At 56.9% G+C, this 18,239-nt stretch carries 7 protein-coding genes, 4 tRNA genes and 6 rRNA genes; 12 read left to right on the top strand and 5 right to left on the bottom strand.

Annotated features, from left to right (window positions below):
• Positions 1-128: 128 nt before the first annotated feature.
• From O5M90_RS12900 to rrf (O5M90_RS12855), 10 genes are all read left to right on the top strand, one after another.
• Positions 129-1,652 (top strand): 16S ribosomal RNA (locus O5M90_RS12900).
• Between the two features lie 195 nt (positions 1,653-1,847).
• Positions 1,848-1,924 (top strand) — tRNA-Ile (locus tag O5M90_RS12895).
• Positions 1,925-1,942: 18 nt separating this feature from the next.
• Positions 1,943-2,018 (top strand) — tRNA-Ala (locus O5M90_RS12890).
• A 335-nt stretch (positions 2,019-2,353) separates the two neighbouring features.
• Positions 2,354-5,234 (top strand): 23S ribosomal RNA (locus O5M90_RS12885).
• Positions 5,235-5,445: 211 nt separating this feature from the next.
• Positions 5,446-5,558, top strand: a 5S ribosomal RNA gene (gene rrf, locus O5M90_RS12880).
• A gap of 395 nt (positions 5,559-5,953) precedes the next feature.
• Positions 5,954-7,477 (top strand): 16S ribosomal RNA (locus O5M90_RS12875).
• 195 nt (positions 7,478-7,672) lie between these two features.
• Positions 7,673-7,749: transfer RNA gene (locus O5M90_RS12870), tRNA-Ile, on the top strand.
• A gap of 18 nt (positions 7,750-7,767) precedes the next feature.
• Positions 7,768-7,843: transfer RNA gene (locus O5M90_RS12865), tRNA-Ala, on the top strand.
• Positions 7,844-8,178: 335 nt separating this feature from the next.
• A 23S ribosomal RNA gene (locus tag O5M90_RS12860) occupies positions 8,179-11,059 on the top strand.
• Between the two features lie 211 nt (positions 11,060-11,270).
• A 5S ribosomal RNA gene (gene rrf, locus O5M90_RS12855) occupies positions 11,271-11,383 on the top strand.
• Together the 16S, 23S and 5S rRNA genes with 4 tRNA genes alongside form the textbook arrangement of a ribosomal RNA operon.
• Positions 11,384-11,447: 64 nt before the next feature.
• On the opposite strand, the gene O5M90_RS12850 is transcribed toward rrf (O5M90_RS12855), so the two are convergent.
• The 3 genes from O5M90_RS12850 to O5M90_RS12840 form a co-directional block, all read right to left on the bottom strand.
• Positions 11,448-12,395, bottom strand: coding sequence for an MBL fold metallo-hydrolase (locus tag O5M90_RS12850; RefSeq protein ID WP_440402070.1), 948 nt, complete (start codon positions 12,393-12,395; stop codon positions 11,448-11,450).
• Positions 12,395-14,083: a long-chain-fatty-acid--CoA ligase gene (locus O5M90_RS12845; RefSeq protein WP_269841362.1), complete on the bottom strand. Its 1,689-nt coding sequence runs from the start codon at positions 14,081-14,083 to the stop codon at positions 12,395-12,397. The genes O5M90_RS12850 and O5M90_RS12845 overlap by 1 nt, the downstream gene beginning before the upstream one ends.
• A gap of 87 nt (positions 14,084-14,170) precedes the next feature.
• The gene (locus tag O5M90_RS12840; RefSeq protein ID WP_269841352.1) at positions 14,171-14,914 is read right to left on the bottom strand and encodes an FFLEELY motif protein; all 744 of its coding nucleotides are present in this window, start codon (positions 14,912-14,914) and stop codon (positions 14,171-14,173) included.
• A gap of 82 nt (positions 14,915-14,996) precedes the next feature.
• Between O5M90_RS12840 and O5M90_RS12835 the strand changes: the two genes are divergently transcribed.
• Positions 14,997-15,920: an esterase/lipase family protein gene (locus tag O5M90_RS12835; RefSeq protein ID WP_269841351.1), complete on the top strand. Its 924-nt coding sequence runs from the start codon at positions 14,997-14,999 to the stop codon at positions 15,918-15,920.
• Here the strand turns inward: O5M90_RS12835 and hppD are convergent.
• The gene (gene hppD / locus O5M90_RS12830) at positions 15,904-17,031 is read right to left on the bottom strand and encodes a 4-hydroxyphenylpyruvate dioxygenase (RefSeq protein ID WP_269841350.1); all 1,128 of its coding nucleotides are present in this window, start codon (positions 17,029-17,031) and stop codon (positions 15,904-15,906) included. The genes O5M90_RS12835 and hppD overlap by 17 nt on opposite strands.
• 123 nt (positions 17,032-17,154) lie before the next feature.
• On the opposite strand from hppD, the gene O5M90_RS12825 reads away from it, so the two are divergent.
• A complete protein-coding gene (locus O5M90_RS12825; protein ID WP_137944751.1) occupies positions 17,155-17,637 on the top strand; it encodes an Lrp/AsnC family transcriptional regulator in 483 nt (160 codons plus the stop codon).
• On the opposite strand, the gene O5M90_RS12820 is transcribed toward O5M90_RS12825, so the two are convergent.
• Positions 17,634-18,239, bottom strand: a complete 606-nt coding sequence (locus tag O5M90_RS12820; RefSeq protein ID WP_269841349.1) for a methyltransferase domain-containing protein — start codon at positions 18,237-18,239, stop codon at positions 17,634-17,636. The genes O5M90_RS12825 and O5M90_RS12820 overlap by 4 nt on opposite strands.

Here is an 18,239-nt window from a genome sequence, read left to right as displayed (position 1 = left end):
TGGGCGTTTGAAGGTGAGTTTTGATGCTCGGTGACGAGTATCAAGTCTCTTAGACTTTAAACGCTCACGGAAAATAGATTTGAACTATGCAAATGGTTTAAGTCGATTCCGTTGAGTAAATCAAGATCGAACTGTAGAGTTTGATCCTGGCTCAGATTGAACGCTGGCGGCATGCCTTACACATGCAAGTCGAACGGTAACAGGTTAAGCTGACGAGTGGCGAACGGGTGAGTAATATATCGGAACGTGCCCAGTTGTGGGGGATAACTGCTCGAAAGAGCAGCTAATACCGCATACGACCTGAGGGTGAAAGCGGGGGATCGCAAGACCTCGCGCAATTGGAGCGGCCGATATCAGATTAGCTAGTTGGCGGGGTAAAAGCCCACCAAGGCGACGATCTGTAGCTGGTCTGAGAGGACGACCAGCCACACTGGGACTGAGACACGGCCCAGACTCCTACGGGAGGCAGCAGTGGGGAATTTTGGACAATGGACGCAAGTCTGATCCAGCCATGCCGCGTGCGGGAAGAAGGCCTTCGGGTTGTAAACCGCTTTTGTCAGGGAAGAAACGCTCTGGGCTAATACCCTGGGGTAATGACGGTACCTGAAGAATAAGCACCGGCTAACTACGTGCCAGCAGCCGCGGTAATACGTAGGGTGCAAGCGTTAATCGGAATTACTGGGCGTAAAGCGTGCGCAGGCGGTTATGCAAGACAGATGTGAAATCCCCGGGCTCAACCTGGGAACTGCATTTGTGACTGCATGGCTAGAGTACGGTAGAGGGGGATGGAATTCCGCGTGTAGCAGTGAAATGCGTAGATATGCGGAGGAACACCGATGGCGAAGGCAATCCCCTGGACCTGTACTGACGCTCATGCACGAAAGCGTGGGGAGCAAACAGGATTAGATACCCTGGTAGTCCACGCCCTAAACGATGTCAACTGGTTGTTGGGAGGGTTTCTTCTCAGTAACGTAGCTAACGCGTGAAGTTGACCGCCTGGGGAGTACGGCCGCAAGGTTGAAACTCAAAGGAATTGACGGGGACCCGCACAAGCGGTGGATGATGTGGTTTAATTCGATGCAACGCGAAAAACCTTACCTACCCTTGACATGTCTGAGATCCTGAAGAGATTTGGGAGTGCTCGAAAGAGAATCAGAACACAGGTGCTGCATGGCCGTCGTCAGCTCGTGTCGTGAGATGTTGGGTTAAGTCCCGCAACGAGCGCAACCCTTGTCATTAGTTGCTACGAAAGGGCACTCTAATGAGACTGCCGGTGACAAACCGGAGGAAGGTGGGGATGACGTCAGGTCATCATGGCCCTTATGGGTAGGGCTACACACGTCATACAATGGCCGGTACAGAGGGCTGCCAACCCGCGAGGGGGAGCTAATCCCAGAAAACCGGTCGTAGTCCGGATCGTAGTCTGCAACTCGACTGCGTGAAGTCGGAATCGCTAGTAATCGCGGATCAGCTTGCCGCGGTGAATACGTTCCCGGGTCTTGTACACACCGCCCGTCACACCATGGGAGCGGGTTCTGCCAGAAGTAGTTAGCCTAACCGCAAGGAGGGCGATTACCACGGCAGGGTTCGTGACTGGGGTGAAGTCGTAACAAGGTAGCCGTATCGGAAGGTGCGGCTGGATCACCTCCTTTCTAGAAGAGATCGAGCCACGGTTGAGTCACTTGTGACTGAGCATGAGCGAGATCCACATGACTCATTTTTAAGCGCCCACACTTATCGGCTGTAATTCAACTGCAAGAGTGAATAAAGCGTGAGCCTGCCGAGCTGGCCTGGTCAGTGAGAGACGGGGCAAGCGAGACTGAGACGGGCCATGCGAAATAACGCGTGGGTCTGTAGCTCAGTCGGTTAGAGCACCGTCTTGATAAGGCGGGGGTCGCTGGTTCGAATCCAGCCAGACCCACCACGGATTTGAAAAGATCCCGGGGGATTAGCTCAGCTGGGAGAGCACCTGCTTTGCAAGCAGGGGGTCGTCGGTTCGATCCCGTCATCCTCCACCATTCACTCTGAACGATCTGGTTGACAAACCAAAGCATCCAAGTTGCCGCAAGGCGAGGGGGTTGTTGTGGTTTGTCAGTCAATATTGGCTGTTGTTCTTTAACAATTTGTAGAGTCGAATCAGCGCTGCTAGCGGAAAGCGAGATCTCGTAAAGGGGATTGAGCACCGTGCCGCTAGTAGCATTTTGATTGCGTCAACATAGACTTCAACTGAGCAAGAAATTGTTTAGGTATGAAGAACGGCGTAACGCGTGAATACTCAATAACGTATGGACCGATGAAACGGGTCTGTACGAGTTCTTGACCGACAGTGCAGTCAGCGCTGTCAAAGTTATAGGGTCAAGTGACTAAGTGCATGTGGTGGATGCCTAGGCGATTACAGGCGACGAAGGACGTGATAGCCTGCGATAAGCTTCGGGGAGCTGGCAAATTAGCTTTGATCCGGAGATTTCCGAATGGGGAAACCCACCCCGCGAGGGGTAACGCATACTGAATACATAGGTATGCGTGGCGAACCGGGTGAACTGAAACATCTCAGTAGCTCGAGGAAAAGACATCAACCGAGATTCCGAAAGTAGTGGCGAGCGAAATCGGAGTAGCCCTTGCGTTTTAGCAGTTGGCATATCAGAACGGAATGGAAAGTCCGGCCATAGCGGGTGATAGCCCCGTATGAAAAATGTTGATTGTGGAACTAAGCGCAAATAGAGTAGGGCGGGACACGTGAAATCCTGTCTGAATATGGGGGGACCATCCTCCAAGGCTAAATACTCGTAATCGACCGATAGTGAACTAGTACCGTGAGGGAAAGGCGAAAAGAACCCCGGGAGGGGAGTGAAATAGATCCTGAAACCGCATGCATACAAAAAGTAGGAGCCCGCAAGGGTGACTGCGTACCTTTTGTATAATGGGTCAGCGACTTACATTCAGTGGCGAGGTTAACCGAATAGGGAAGCCGTAGAGAAATCGAGTCCGAATAGGGCGAATTAGTCGCTGGGTGTAGACCCGAAACCAAGTGATCTATCCATGGCCAGGATGAAGGTACCGTAACAGGTGCTGGAGGTCCGAACCGACTAATGTTGCAAAATTAGCGGATGAGCTGTGGATAGGGGTGAAAGGCTAAACAAACTTGGAAATAGCTGGTTCTCTCCGAAAACTATTTAGGTAGTGCCTCAAGTATTACCATCGGGGGTAGAGCACTGTTATGGCTAGGGGGTCATGGCGACTTACCAAACCATTGCAAACTCCGAATACCGATGAGTACAGCTTGGGAGACAGAGCACCGGGTGCTAACGTCCGGACTCAAGAGGGAAACAACCCAGACCGCCAGCTAAGGTCCCCAAAATTGGCTAAGTGGGAAACGAAGTGGGAAGGCTAAAACAGTCAGGATGTTGGCTTAGAAGCAGCCATCATTTAAAGAAAGCGTAATAGCTCACTGATCGAGTCGTCCTGCGCGGAAGATGTAACGGGGCTAAGCCAGTTACCGAAGCTGCGGATGTGCAATTTATTGCACGTGGTAGGAGAGCGTTCTGTAAGCCTGTGAAGGTGGGTTGTGAAGCCTGCTGGAGGTATCAGAAGTGCGAATGCTGACATGAGTAGCGTTAAAGGGGGTGAAAAGCCCCCTCGCCGAAAGCGCAAGGTTTCCTACGCAACGTTCATCGGCGTAGGGTGAGTCGGCCCCTAAGGCGAGGCAGAGATGCGTAGCTGATGGGAAACAGGTAAATATTCCTGTACCGATCTGTAATGCGATGTGGGGACGGAGAAGGTTAGCTCAGCCGGGTGTTGGATGTCCCGGTTCAAGCGTGTAGTCGTGCTCTTTAGGCAAATCCGGAGAGCTTAGATGAGGCGTGATAACGAGTCTGCTTGCAGACGAAGTGAGTGATACCCTGCTTCCAGGAAAAGCCACTAAGCTTCAGTTACAGATTGACCGTACCGCAAACCGACACTGGTGCGCGAGATGAGTATTCTAAGGCGCTTGAGAGAACTCTGGAGAAGGAACTCGGCAAATTGACACCGTAACTTCGGAAGAAGGTGTGCCTCTAGTCAGTGAACCATTTACTTGGGGAGCTAAATGAGGCCGCAGAGAATCGGTGGCTGCGACTGTTTATTAAAAACACAGCACTCTGCAAAGACGAAAGTCGACGTATAGGGTGTGACGCCTGCCCGGTGCTGGAAGATTAAATGATGGGGTGCAAGCTCTTGACTGAAGTCCCAGTAAACGGCGGCCGTAACTATAACGGTCCTAAGGTAGCGAAATTCCTTGTCGGGTAAGTTCCGACCTGCACGAATGGCGTAACGATGGCCACACTGTCTCCTCCAGAGACTCAGCGAAGTTGAAATGTTTGTGATGATGCAATCTCCCCGCGGAAAGACGGAAAGACCCCATGAACCTTTACTGTAGCTTTACATTGGACTTTGAACAGATCTGTGTAGGATAGGTGGGAGGCTTTGAAGTAGGGACGCTAGTTTCTATGGAGCCAACGTTGAAATACCACCCTGGTGTGTTTGAGGTTCTAACCTTGTCCCGTTATCCGGGATGGGGACAGTGTATGGTGGGCAGTTTGACTGGGGCGGTCTCCTCCCAAAGTGTAACGGAGGAGTTCGAAGGTACGCTAAATACGGTCGGAAATCGTGTTGATAGTGCATTGGCATAAGCGTGCTTGACTGCGAGACTGACAAGTCGAGCAGGTACGAAAGTAGGACAAAGTGATCCGGTGGTTCTGTATGGAAGGGCCATCGCTCAACGGATAAAAGGTACTCTGGGGATAACAGGCTGATACCGCCCAAGAGTTCATATCGACGGCGGTGTTTGGCACCTCGATGTCGGCTCATCTCATCCTGGGGCTGTAGCCGGTCCCAAGGGTATGGCTGTTCGCCATTTAAAGAGGTACGTGAGCTGGGTTTAAAACGTCGTGAGACAGTTTGGTCCCTATCTTCCGTGGGCGCTGCAAGATTGAGAGAGCCTGCTCCTAGTACGAGAGGACCGGAGTGGACGCACCTCTGGTGTATCGGTTGTCACGCCAGTGGCATCGCCGAGTAGCTAAGTGCGGAAGAGATAACCGCTGAAAGCATCTAAGCGGGAAACTCGTCTCAAGATGAGTCTTGCCGGGGCCTTGAGCCCCCTGAAGGGTCGTTCGAGACCAGGACGTTGATAGGCTGGGTGTGGAAGCGCAGTAATGCGTTAAGCTAACCAGTACTAATTGCCCGTGAGGCTTGACCCTATAACTTTGATTGTGCTTGAGCTTTTAAAAGCTTGGCTGTCAAAGAGAACAGGTTGAGTAAACACAAGTTATGCTGTTCTTCAGAAGTCTGAATTGAACGCAATCAAAATCAAAGCTGATTCGACGCGCAGTACACCAAATCTTGGTATACTGCGCAGCTCTACAAATTGGGCCTGTTGTTCACCAAAGAACAGCAAGCCAACCAGTTAAGCCTGATGACCATAGCGAGTTGGTCCCACTCCTTCCCATCCCGAACAGGACAGTGAAATGACTCAGCGCCGATGATAGTGCGGATTCCCGTGTGAAAGTAGGTCATCGTCAGGCTAATATTCGAGGCGCCCAGTCACCCGACTGGGCGTTTCTATCTGCGTCGGCAGATACAAGCATTGAGTGCAGTGCTTGTATTTGCGGATGCCGCCAGCAAAGTCGGCGCGCTGCGAAGCGAAGCAAATAGGTGTTGACACTAGTAAGAAAAGCGTCAATAATCTCGCTTCTGTGCTGATCACTGATCGGTGCCAGACAAGGGAAAGAAGCCCGGTGGGTTTTGAGTAGATTGTTTGAAGTTCTTTAATAATTCACAGCCGATAAGCGTGGGCGTTTGAAGGTGAGTTTTGATGCTCGGTGACGAGTATCAAGTCTCTTAGACTTTAAACGCTCACGGAAAATAGATTTGAACTATGCAAATGGTTTAAGTCGATTCCGTTGAGTAAATCAAGATCGAACTGTAGAGTTTGATCCTGGCTCAGATTGAACGCTGGCGGCATGCCTTACACATGCAAGTCGAACGGTAACAGGTTAAGCTGACGAGTGGCGAACGGGTGAGTAATATATCGGAACGTGCCCAGTTGTGGGGGATAACTGCTCGAAAGAGCAGCTAATACCGCATACGACCTGAGGGTGAAAGCGGGGGATCGCAAGACCTCGCGCAATTGGAGCGGCCGATATCAGATTAGCTAGTTGGCGGGGTAAAAGCCCACCAAGGCGACGATCTGTAGCTGGTCTGAGAGGACGACCAGCCACACTGGGACTGAGACACGGCCCAGACTCCTACGGGAGGCAGCAGTGGGGAATTTTGGACAATGGACGCAAGTCTGATCCAGCCATGCCGCGTGCGGGAAGAAGGCCTTCGGGTTGTAAACCGCTTTTGTCAGGGAAGAAACGCTCTGGGCTAATACCCTGGGGTAATGACGGTACCTGAAGAATAAGCACCGGCTAACTACGTGCCAGCAGCCGCGGTAATACGTAGGGTGCAAGCGTTAATCGGAATTACTGGGCGTAAAGCGTGCGCAGGCGGTTATGCAAGACAGATGTGAAATCCCCGGGCTCAACCTGGGAACTGCATTTGTGACTGCATGGCTAGAGTACGGTAGAGGGGGATGGAATTCCGCGTGTAGCAGTGAAATGCGTAGATATGCGGAGGAACACCGATGGCGAAGGCAATCCCCTGGACCTGTACTGACGCTCATGCACGAAAGCGTGGGGAGCAAACAGGATTAGATACCCTGGTAGTCCACGCCCTAAACGATGTCAACTGGTTGTTGGGAGGGTTTCTTCTCAGTAACGTAGCTAACGCGTGAAGTTGACCGCCTGGGGAGTACGGCCGCAAGGTTGAAACTCAAAGGAATTGACGGGGACCCGCACAAGCGGTGGATGATGTGGTTTAATTCGATGCAACGCGAAAAACCTTACCTACCCTTGACATGTCTGAGATCCTGAAGAGATTTGGGAGTGCTCGAAAGAGAATCAGAACACAGGTGCTGCATGGCCGTCGTCAGCTCGTGTCGTGAGATGTTGGGTTAAGTCCCGCAACGAGCGCAACCCTTGTCATTAGTTGCTACGAAAGGGCACTCTAATGAGACTGCCGGTGACAAACCGGAGGAAGGTGGGGATGACGTCAGGTCATCATGGCCCTTATGGGTAGGGCTACACACGTCATACAATGGCCGGTACAGAGGGCTGCCAACCCGCGAGGGGGAGCTAATCCCAGAAAACCGGTCGTAGTCCGGATCGTAGTCTGCAACTCGACTGCGTGAAGTCGGAATCGCTAGTAATCGCGGATCAGCTTGCCGCGGTGAATACGTTCCCGGGTCTTGTACACACCGCCCGTCACACCATGGGAGCGGGTTCTGCCAGAAGTAGTTAGCCTAACCGCAAGGAGGGCGATTACCACGGCAGGGTTCGTGACTGGGGTGAAGTCGTAACAAGGTAGCCGTATCGGAAGGTGCGGCTGGATCACCTCCTTTCTAGAAGAGATCGAGCCACGGTTGAGTCACTTGTGACTGAGCATGAGCGAGATCCACATGACTCATTTTTAAGCGCCCACACTTATCGGCTGTAATTCAACTGCAAGAGTGAATAAAGCGTGAGCCTGCCGAGCTGGCCTGGTCAGTGAGAGACGGGGCAAGCGAGACTGAGACGGGCCATGCGAAATAACGCGTGGGTCTGTAGCTCAGTCGGTTAGAGCACCGTCTTGATAAGGCGGGGGTCGCTGGTTCGAATCCAGCCAGACCCACCACGGATTTGAAAAGATCCCGGGGGATTAGCTCAGCTGGGAGAGCACCTGCTTTGCAAGCAGGGGGTCGTCGGTTCGATCCCGTCATCCTCCACCATTCACTCTGAACGATCTGGTTGACAAACCAAAGCATCCAAGTTGCCGCAAGGCGAGGGGGTTGTTGTGGTTTGTCAGTCAATATTGGCTGTTGTTCTTTAACAATTTGTAGAGTCGAATCAGCGCTGCTAGCGGAAAGCGAGATCTCGTAAAGGGGATTGAGCACCGTGCCGCTAGTAGCATTTTGATTGCGTCAACATAGACTTCAACTGAGCAAGAAATTGTTTAGGTATGAAGAACGGCGTAACGCGTGAATACTCAATAACGTATGGACCGATGAAACGGGTCTGTACGAGTTCTTGACCGACAGTGCAGTCAGCGCTGTCAAAGTTATAGGGTCAAGTGACTAAGTGCATGTGGTGGATGCCTAGGCGATTACAGGCGACGAAGGACGTGATAGCCTGCGATAAGCTTCGGGGAGCTGGCAAATTAGCTTTGATCCGGAGATTTCCGAATGGGGAAACCCACCCCGCGAGGGGTAACGCATACTGAATACATAGGTATGCGTGGCGAACCGGGTGAACTGAAACATCTCAGTAGCTCGAGGAAAAGACATCAACCGAGATTCCGAAAGTAGTGGCGAGCGAAATCGGAGTAGCCCTTGCGTTTTAGCAGTTGGCATATCAGAACGGAATGGAAAGTCCGGCCATAGCGGGTGATAGCCCCGTATGAAAAATGTTGATTGTGGAACTAAGCGCAAATAGAGTAGGGCGGGACACGTGAAATCCTGTCTGAATATGGGGGGACCATCCTCCAAGGCTAAATACTCGTAATCGACCGATAGTGAACTAGTACCGTGAGGGAAAGGCGAAAAGAACCCCGGGAGGGGAGTGAAATAGATCCTGAAACCGCATGCATACAAAAAGTAGGAGCCCGCAAGGGTGACTGCGTACCTTTTGTATAATGGGTCAGCGACTTACATTCAGTGGCGAGGTTAACCGAATAGGGAAGCCGTAGAGAAATCGAGTCCGAATAGGGCGAATTAGTCGCTGGGTGTAGACCCGAAACCAAGTGATCTATCCATGGCCAGGATGAAGGTACCGTAACAGGTGCTGGAGGTCCGAACCGACTAATGTTGCAAAATTAGCGGATGAGCTGTGGATAGGGGTGAAAGGCTAAACAAACTTGGAAATAGCTGGTTCTCTCCGAAAACTATTTAGGTAGTGCCTCAAGTATTACCATCGGGGGTAGAGCACTGTTATGGCTAGGGGGTCATGGCGACTTACCAAACCATTGCAAACTCCGAATACCGATGAGTACAGCTTGGGAGACAGAGCACCGGGTGCTAACGTCCGGACTCAAGAGGGAAACAACCCAGACCGCCAGCTAAGGTCCCCAAAATTGGCTAAGTGGGAAACGAAGTGGGAAGGCTAAAACAGTCAGGATGTTGGCTTAGAAGCAGCCATCATTTAAAGAAAGCGTAATAGCTCACTGATCGAGTCGTCCTGCGCGGAAGATGTAACGGGGCTAAGCCAGTTACCGAAGCTGCGGATGTGCAATTTATTGCACGTGGTAGGAGAGCGTTCTGTAAGCCTGTGAAGGTGGGTTGTGAAGCCTGCTGGAGGTATCAGAAGTGCGAATGCTGACATGAGTAGCGTTAAAGGGGGTGAAAAGCCCCCTCGCCGAAAGCGCAAGGTTTCCTACGCAACGTTCATCGGCGTAGGGTGAGTCGGCCCCTAAGGCGAGGCAGAGATGCGTAGCTGATGGGAAACAGGTAAATATTCCTGTACCGATCTGTAATGCGATGTGGGGACGGAGAAGGTTAGCTCAGCCGGGTGTTGGATGTCCCGGTTCAAGCGTGTAGTCGTGCTCTTTAGGCAAATCCGGAGAGCTTAGATGAGGCGTGATAACGAGTCTGCTTGCAGACGAAGTGAGTGATACCCTGCTTCCAGGAAAAGCCACTAAGCTTCAGTTACAGATTGACCGTACCGCAAACCGACACTGGTGCGCGAGATGAGTATTCTAAGGCGCTTGAGAGAACTCTGGAGAAGGAACTCGGCAAATTGACACCGTAACTTCGGAAGAAGGTGTGCCTCTAGTCAGTGAACCATTTACTTGGGGAGCTAAATGAGGCCGCAGAGAATCGGTGGCTGCGACTGTTTATTAAAAACACAGCACTCTGCAAAGACGAAAGTCGACGTATAGGGTGTGACGCCTGCCCGGTGCTGGAAGATTAAATGATGGGGTGCAAGCTCTTGACTGAAGTCCCAGTAAACGGCGGCCGTAACTATAACGGTCCTAAGGTAGCGAAATTCCTTGTCGGGTAAGTTCCGACCTGCACGAATGGCGTAACGATGGCCACACTGTCTCCTCCAGAGACTCAGCGAAGTTGAAATGTTTGTGATGATGCAATCTCCCCGCGGAAAGACGGAAAGACCCCATGAACCTTTACTGTAGCTTTACATTGGACTTTGAACAGATCTGTGTAGGATAGGTGGGAGGCTTTGAAGTAGGGACGCTAGTTTCTATGGAGCCAACGTTGAAATACCACCCTGGTGTGTTTGAGGTTCTAACCTTGTCCCGTTATCCGGGATGGGGACAGTGTATGGTGGGCAGTTTGACTGGGGCGGTCTCCTCCCAAAGTGTAACGGAGGAGTTCGAAGGTACGCTAAATACGGTCGGAAATCGTGTTGATAGTGCATTGGCATAAGCGTGCTTGACTGCGAGACTGACAAGTCGAGCAGGTACGAAAGTAGGACAAAGTGATCCGGTGGTTCTGTATGGAAGGGCCATCGCTCAACGGATAAAAGGTACTCTGGGGATAACAGGCTGATACCGCCCAAGAGTTCATATCGACGGCGGTGTTTGGCACCTCGATGTCGGCTCATCTCATCCTGGGGCTGTAGCCGGTCCCAAGGGTATGGCTGTTCGCCATTTAAAGAGGTACGTGAGCTGGGTTTAAAACGTCGTGAGACAGTTTGGTCCCTATCTTCCGTGGGCGCTGCAAGATTGAGAGAGCCTGCTCCTAGTACGAGAGGACCGGAGTGGACGCACCTCTGGTGTATCGGTTGTCACGCCAGTGGCATCGCCGAGTAGCTAAGTGCGGAAGAGATAACCGCTGAAAGCATCTAAGCGGGAAACTCGTCTCAAGATGAGTCTTGCCGGGGCCTTGAGCCCCCTGAAGGGTCGTTCGAGACCAGGACGTTGATAGGCTGGGTGTGGAAGCGCAGTAATGCGTTAAGCTAACCAGTACTAATTGCCCGTGAGGCTTGACCCTATAACTTTGATTGTGCTTGAGCTTTTAAAAGCTTGGCTGTCAAAGAGAACAGGTTGAGTAAACACAAGTTATGCTGTTCTTCAGAAGTCTGAATTGAACGCAATCAAAATCAAAGCTGATTCGACGCGCAGTACACCAAATCTTGGTATACTGCGCAGCTCTACAAATTGGGCCTGTTGTTCACCAAAGAACAGCAAGCCAACCAGTTAAGCCTGATGACCATAGCGAGTTGGTCCCACTCCTTCCCATCCCGAACAGGACAGTGAAATGACTCAGCGCCGATGATAGTGCGGATTCCCGTGTGAAAGTAGGTCATCGTCAGGCTAATATCCCCAGAAACCCCCGCCTCTCAAGAGGCGGGGGTTTTTGCTTTGGGGGTTTGGTCAGCTTATGTGGGCTGCAGTTGTCCGTCACGCCGCCGTATCGCGCCGCTCTTCAGCAACTCATCGATCAACTCGATACTCCAGGCCTGCAGGCTCTGTGACTGGAAATACCCCTGCCATAGCTTGCTATGAATCGGCGTCACCATCAGCCAGTCCAGCAGAAGTTGCTGAGCTTGGTTGGTGGCCTCCAGCAGATGGAACATGATCAAGGCCTTCGCCGCATGGCGCGCATGACGGTCGGGGCGTTGCCGGAAGAATGCCAGGCGCGAACGTGCCTCGCTCAGCGCGGCGGCGACGTCGTCGAACAGCGCACCGTGACCTGGGATGACCAGTGCGGGATTCAAGGATTCGATCAACTCGAGCGTGGCCTGGACCTCGTCAAAAGCGTCTATGCCATCGATCTCGGGGAAGACAATTCCGAAGCCTCGCTCCCACAGCGCATCGGCCGAGATCAGTAATTGCGATTCCGGCTCGAACAGGATGATGGAGTGAGGATCATGACCGGGCGCGGCGTGAACTTCCCAGTCCCTTCCGGCCTGCCGTAGCCGCTCACCGGGCGCGAGGGCTCGGGTGGGTGCGAACCGAGGGCATTGCTGGCCGGTCGCCTCGTAGCTGAGTTTGGCTTCGTCCCAATGCTTGGCCGCCTCAAAGTCACCGGGGGGGATCCAGATCGGGCAGTGGTGCAGTGCCTGCAGATGTGCGTTGCCGCCGCAGTGGTCGGAATGCAGGTGGGTATTGACGATCAGGCGTAGCGGTCTGCCGGGCGCATCGGCCGCCAGGGCTGCAGCCAGCAAGGCCGCCGTCTGTTGCGCATGCGTGCAGTAGCCACTGTCGATCAGGACCGCGCCGCGCTCGTCCCCGCCCAACAGCACCGAGTTGGACGACAGCCAGCCCCGCTCGATGAGTTGCAAGCCGGGAGGGAGCGAGCGAGGATTGCCCAACTCTGCAGTCATCAGGCCGCTGTACGCAACTCACGCCGCAGGATCTTGCCGACATTGCTCTTAGGCAACTCGTCGCGGAACTCGATGTACTTGGGCCGCTTGTAGGCCGTCAGTTGCTGATGGCAGAAAGCACTCAGATCCTCTTCGGCCAGGGCCGGGTCTTGCTTGACGACATAGAGCTTGACCGTCTCCCCGGAGCGCGAATCGGGGATGCCGACCGCCGCGCATTCCAGCACACCCGGATGCATATTGACGACCTGCTCGATCTCGGTCGGATAGACATTGAAACCGGACACCAGAATCATGTCCTTCTTGCGGTCGACGATGCGGATATAGCCGTCGGCATCCATCACGCCGATATCCCCGCTCTTGAAGAAGCCGTCCGCGTACATCACGTTGGCGGTCTCGTCCGGGCGGTTCCAGTAGCCGGCCATCACCTGCGGCCCGCGGATGCAGATCTCGCCACGCTCGCCCAGCGGCATGTCCTGCCCGTCGTCATCGCGGATCGCGATCTCGGTCGAGGGCACGGGCAAGCCGATCGAGCCATTGAAATCGTGCAGATCCATGCGGTTGATGGTCGCCACCGGGGCCGTCTCCGACAGGCCGTAGCCCTCGACCACCGGACAGCCTGTGATCTTCAGCCACTTCTCGGCCGTGGCCTGCTGCACCGCCATGCCGCCGCCGTTGGAGATCACCAGCTCACTGAAGTCCAGCCGGGCAAAAGCCGGTTCATTGGCCAGCGCGTTGAACAGGGTGTTGACCGCCGGGAACATATTCACCTTGTAGCTTTGCAGGGTGCGGATGAAGCCGGGGATGTCGCGCGGATTGGGAATCAGCAGATTCGTCATCCCCAGGCGGGCGCCGAGCATATAGCAGGCCGTCAGCGCGAAGATGTGATACAGCGGCAGCGCGCAGACCGAGGTCATCGGCTTGTTGCCGAGCTTGGCCATCATCGGCGCGAACCAAGCCTCGGCCTGCAGGATATTGGCCACCACATTGCGGTGCAGCAAGGTCGCGCCTTTGGACAGGCCGGTCGTGCCGCCGGTGTATTGCAGAAAGGCGACGTCGTCCGGCCCCACATCGACCCGCGACAGATTCATGCGCGAGCCTTCTTCCAGCGCGCGATTGAAGCGGGTCACGCTGCGCCCTGGCTCAGTGGGCAAGCGGAACTCGGGCACCATCTTCTTCACATGGCGCACCGCAAAGTTGATCAGCGGCCCGCGCCACCAGTTCAGCATATCGCCGAGCCCGGTCAGCAGCACATGGCGCACCGGGGTGCGCTCGATGACTTCTTCCAAGGTCGTCGCGAAGTTCTCCAGCACGATGATGGCTTGCGCGCCCGAGTCCTTCAGCTGATGTTCGAGCTCACGCGGCGTGTACAGCGGATTGACGTTCACCACCGTATAGCCGGCGCGCAGAATGGCGGCGATCGCCACCATGTACTGCAGCACATTGGGCATCATGATGGCGACGCGCGCGCCGCGCTCCAGGCCTTTGGACTGCAGCCAGGCCCCCAGCGCCTGAGACAGCTCGTTGACCTCGCCAAAGCGCAGGCGCTGATCCATGCAGACCGCCGCATCGCGATCGGCGTGTTTGCGGAAAGCCTCTTCCAGCAGCTCAACCAGCGACTTGTACGCGTCCACACGGATCTCCGCCGGCACGCCCTCCGGGTAGCTCTTCAGCCAGGGCTTGGTCGCCAAATCTTGCACCGTTGTCTCCTTCGCGTCCCTGCGTGGGGACGACCTTGTTTGCGGTGACTGATACTCGGCTGCGCAGGGGGGCGAGGGCTAGGGTAATTGCCCTAGTGACTCGTCACCTGGGGGACAAGCCGCCAGCCGCGCCAGCGCATCGGGTGCATACAGCGCGTCGGCGAGGGCTTGTTCCCGGCGCCGCACGATGTCCAGAAACTCCTGCGCGCCCTGCATGGCCTTGAAGGTATCGAAGCCGTTCTCGAGAAAGTGCTGCAGCTCCGACAGGCCGGCCGCCGCCGCCGGCCCGCGCATCATGCGCAAGGCCTGGCGCAGCAGCGGCTTGCGCGTAAAGCCCTCCATGGCCCGTCCGATGGCCAGCGTCAGCGCGATCTGCTGCTCTCGCTCGGCCGGGCGGGCCGAGGCCTGCCAGGCGCCGATATAGGCGGCCCGGTCCAGCGCCGGACTGTCCAATTGCTGGGCCATCCGCGTGTCGAGCTGCTCGGACAGGCCGTGCAACTGGGCCAGCTGCTCCACCGTGGTCACCACTTCGGCCGGGAACAGCCTGACCAGGGCCGGCACGACACGCGCGAACTGGGCATCGCGCCGGCTGAAGTCACCCGGGCCGTACAGCTCTTCGAGGAAAAAGCGGGCGGCGCCGGCATAGCGCGGGCTTTGCAGCAGATCGGCATAGCTGCGCTCGAAGCGTGCCTGCTGATAGCGCTTGAGCGCCTGAACCTTGGTCTGCAGCGGCGGCGAGGCCGCCCGCAAGGCCAGCTGTGCGCTGACGATCTGCAGATGGTTCAGGATCCGCTGGGCTTGGCTGGCGGTCTCGGTGGGCATGGGCGGCTGGTGGCGTGATCTGGGGCGGTAAGCGGCGATTGTGCCGGGCGATGCGTGCCGGCCCATCGGCGATGATGCCGAGATGAATGCTCGTATCCAACGTTTTCAAATGATGCTGCGCCTGCTACTGGCCCTGGGCGCGCTGCTGTGGCTGTGGCCACGCGGGCCGGTGCTGGCGATCTCGACCGGCCTGCTGCTGTTCTGGTTCTATGGCCTGGTGATGGCGCTGAATTTCGGCCTCTTGCTGCGCATCAACGCGAGCGCGACCACGGCGCCAGGCGCGCTGCAGCTGCTGCGCGCCTGGTGGGCCGAGTTCTGGACCTGCGAGTGGGTGTTCGGTGTCCAGCAGCCCTTCGCGGAGCGGTGCCTGCCCGATCATCTGCCGCCGCCGAGCGCGTCGGCGCAAGCCCCGCGCGGCGTGCTGCTGCTGCATGGCTATACCTGCAACCGGGGCTTGTGGAATCACTGGCTGCCGCGGCTGCGGCAGCGCGGCCATGCCTATCTGGCGCTGAGCATGGAGCCGGCCTTCGGTTCGATCGACGCCTATGCGGACGCCATCGAGGTGGCGGTACGCCGCCTGGCGCAGGCGACCGGTCGGCCGCCGCTGATCGTTGCCCACAGCATGGGCGGGCTGGCGGTGCGGGCCTGGTGGCGCCGCCATGGCGGCGATACCGCCCGCCTGCACCGCATCGTCACGCTGGGCAGCCCGCATGCCGGCACCTTGATGGCCAATTTCTCATCGGCCACCAACGCCCGCCAGATGCGGCGCGGCAGCGCCTGGCTGCAGGAACTGGCCGCTCAGGAGGCGCCCCAATTCCGTCAGCGCTTCATCTGCTACTACAGCAACTGCGACCAGATCGTCTGCCCGGCCGGCACCGCCGTGCTGGCCGACGCCGAGGCTCGTTACAAGCCCGGTGTCGGCCATCTCCGGCTGGCCTTTGACGGCGCGGTACTCGATGAGGTGCTGGGCGAGCTGAGCGCCGCTGACTTCAGGCCTCGGCCTTGAGCACGCCGCGGCGGATCTGGTCCAGTTCGATGCTCTCGAACAAAGCCTTGAAGTTGCCCTCGCCGAAGCCCTCATTGCCCTTGCGCTGAATCAGCTCGAAGAAGATCGGGCCGATCACCTCCTTGGTGAAGATCTGCAGCAGCAACTCGTTGGGCGCGTCCAGATGGGCGGCGCCGTCGATCAGGATCTTCAGGCGGCGCAGTTCCTCGACGTTTTCGCCATGGCCCGGCAGGCGCTTGTCGATCAGGTCGAAGTAGGTGCCAATGGTGTCCTGGAACTGCACGCCGGTACCGCGCATGCCTTCGACGGTCTTGTAGATGTCGTCGCTGCCCATCGCGACGTGCTGGATGCCTTCGCCGTGATAGAGGTCTAGATACTCGGCGATCTGGCTCTTGTCGTCGCTGCTCTCGTTGATCGGGATGCGGATCTTGCCGCAGGGGCTGGTCATGGCCTTGCTCTTCAGCCCGGTCAGCTTGCCCTCGATGTCGAAGTAGCGCACCTCGCGGAAATTGAAGAAGCGCTCGTAGAACTCGGCCCATTCCTTCATGCGGCCGCGGAACACATTGTGGGTCAGGTGGTCGATATAGGTCAGGCCGTGGCCGACCGGGTTGGCATCGACCGGCTGCCCGGCCGCGTCCAGCAGCGGCACGAAGTCGACGTCGTAGATGCTGATATTGCCGATCGCACCGGTGGGCGCACCGTTCTTGCCCTGCCAGCGGTCGACGAAGTAGATCAGCGAGTCGCCGATGCCCTTGATCGCCGGGATGTTCAGCTCCATCGGGCCGGCCTTGTTGTCAAAGCCCCAGGCGCCCAGTTCCAGCGCGCGCTTGTAGGCCTGGGCGGCGTCCTTGACGCGGAAGGCGATCGCGCAGATCGACGGGCCGTGCAGGCGCGCGAAGCGCTGGGCGAAGCTGTCGCTCTCGGCGTTGATGATGAAGTTCACGCCACCCTGGCGGTACAGCGTCACGTTCTTGTGGCGGTGCTTGGCCACGGCGGTGAAGCCCATGGTCTCGAAGAGCTGGCCCAAAGCGGTCGGATCGGGGGCGGCGAACTCGATGAACTCGAAGCCGTCGGTGCCCATCGGGTTGTCCCAGGGGGTGAATGCTGCCATGGCGGGGTCTCCTGCGTATGCCTTGCGATGGATCAAGACTGTAGGCTCGAGCGGGCGCAGGATTCCTGCTAGTTTCGGCGCTGAACTCTTACGGCGCGCCGAAATCCTGCAAAAATCCGGGCTATGGAAAACGGATCCCAGCTCGATGCGATAGACCGGCGCATATTGCGGGCGCTGCAGCTCGACGGCCGCGTCACCTATGACGCGCTGGCCGCCCAGGTCAATCTGTCGGCCTCGGCCGTGCTGCGCCGGGTGCGGCGGCTGGAGGAGTCGGGCGCGATCTCGGCCTATGTGGCCCTGGTGCGGCCCGAGGCGGTGGGCCTGGCGCTGACCGCCTATATCAACGTCCGGCTGGAAAAGCATACCGAGAGCCACAAGCGCAATCCGATGGATCTGTTCCGTGCGGCGGTGCAGACCTGGCCCGAGGTCGTCGAGTGTGCGGCCCTGACCGGCGAGATGGACTATCTGCTGCGCGTGCTGGTGCAGGACATGGCGCATTACGCCCGCTTCATCACCGAGACCCTGCTGAAGCATCCCAGCGTGCAGGACTGCAAGACCAGCTTTGTGCTGGACCGTGTCAAGAACACGACGGCGGTGCCGGTCTAAATCCTGGTGAGCACCACCGGCAGCTCGGCCCAGCCCTGGCCATGGGCGACCGCCGTATAGGGCGGTGCCGGCCACTGCCAGCGCTCGGCCGGGAACAGCGCGCGCATCGCGTTGATATCGCCGTGATAGGGCGGGCCTTCGACGAAGCCCTGGCCCGCCGATTCGCGCCGCGCCTGCATGAACAGCGCCAGCAGCAGGCCGCCGGGCTTGAGCCAGCGCTGCAGCTGATCGGCATAGGCGCGCCACTGATCGGGATGCAGCGCACACAAACAAGTCTGCTCATAGACCCGGTCCACCGGTGCGGCGGGCTGCCACTGCAAGACATCGGCCTGCTCGACCCGACCCGGCAGCGTGCCCAGGCGCTCGCGCGCCAGCGCCACGGCCGCCGGCGCATAGTCCAGCCCGGTGACCGCGATGCCGGCCTGGCCCAGTTGCAGCAGCTCATGGCCGCGTCCGCAGCCGGGCACCAGCACCGCATGCTCGGGGGTCAGCAAGCCCTGGTCCAGCCACAGCTGCAGCTGCGGATGCGGTGCACCCCGGTCCCAGGGCGTCTGCCCGGATTCGAAACGCTGCTGCCAGAAGTCCTGCGTCGGGCCGGCCAT

The organism is Paucibacter sp. M5-1 (assembly GCF_027498415.2).
Classification (GTDB): Bacteria; Pseudomonadota; Gammaproteobacteria; order Burkholderiales; family Burkholderiaceae_C; genus Roseateles_E.
The sequence above is the reverse complement of the archived record's forward strand: the minus strand, read 5'-3'. Positions and strand labels throughout refer to the sequence as shown.

What these genes read in the sequence shown, in the direction of transcription:
- O5M90_RS12820 (WP_269841349.1), bottom strand. Translation starts at nt 18,239, where the DNA reads ATGGCCGGCCCGACGCAGGACTTCTGGCAGCAGCGTTTCGAATCCGGG.
- O5M90_RS12825 (WP_137944751.1), top strand. Translation starts at nt 17,155, where the DNA reads ATGGAAAACGGATCCCAGCTCGATGCGATAGACCGGCGCATATTGCGG.
- O5M90_RS12840 (WP_269841352.1), bottom strand. Translation starts at nt 14,914, where the DNA reads ATGCCCACCGAGACCGCCAGCCAAGCCCAGCGGATCCTGAACCATCTG.
- O5M90_RS12850 (WP_440402070.1), bottom strand. Translation starts at nt 12,395, where the DNA reads ATGACTGCAGAGTTGGGCAATCCTCGCTCGCTCCCTCCCGGCTTGCAA.
- hppD (WP_269841350.1), bottom strand. Translation starts at nt 17,031, where the DNA reads ATGGCAGCATTCACCCCCTGGGACAACCCGATGGGCACCGACGGCTTC.
- O5M90_RS12835 (WP_269841351.1), top strand. Translation starts at nt 14,997, where the DNA reads ATGAATGCTCGTATCCAACGTTTTCAAATGATGCTGCGCCTGCTACTG.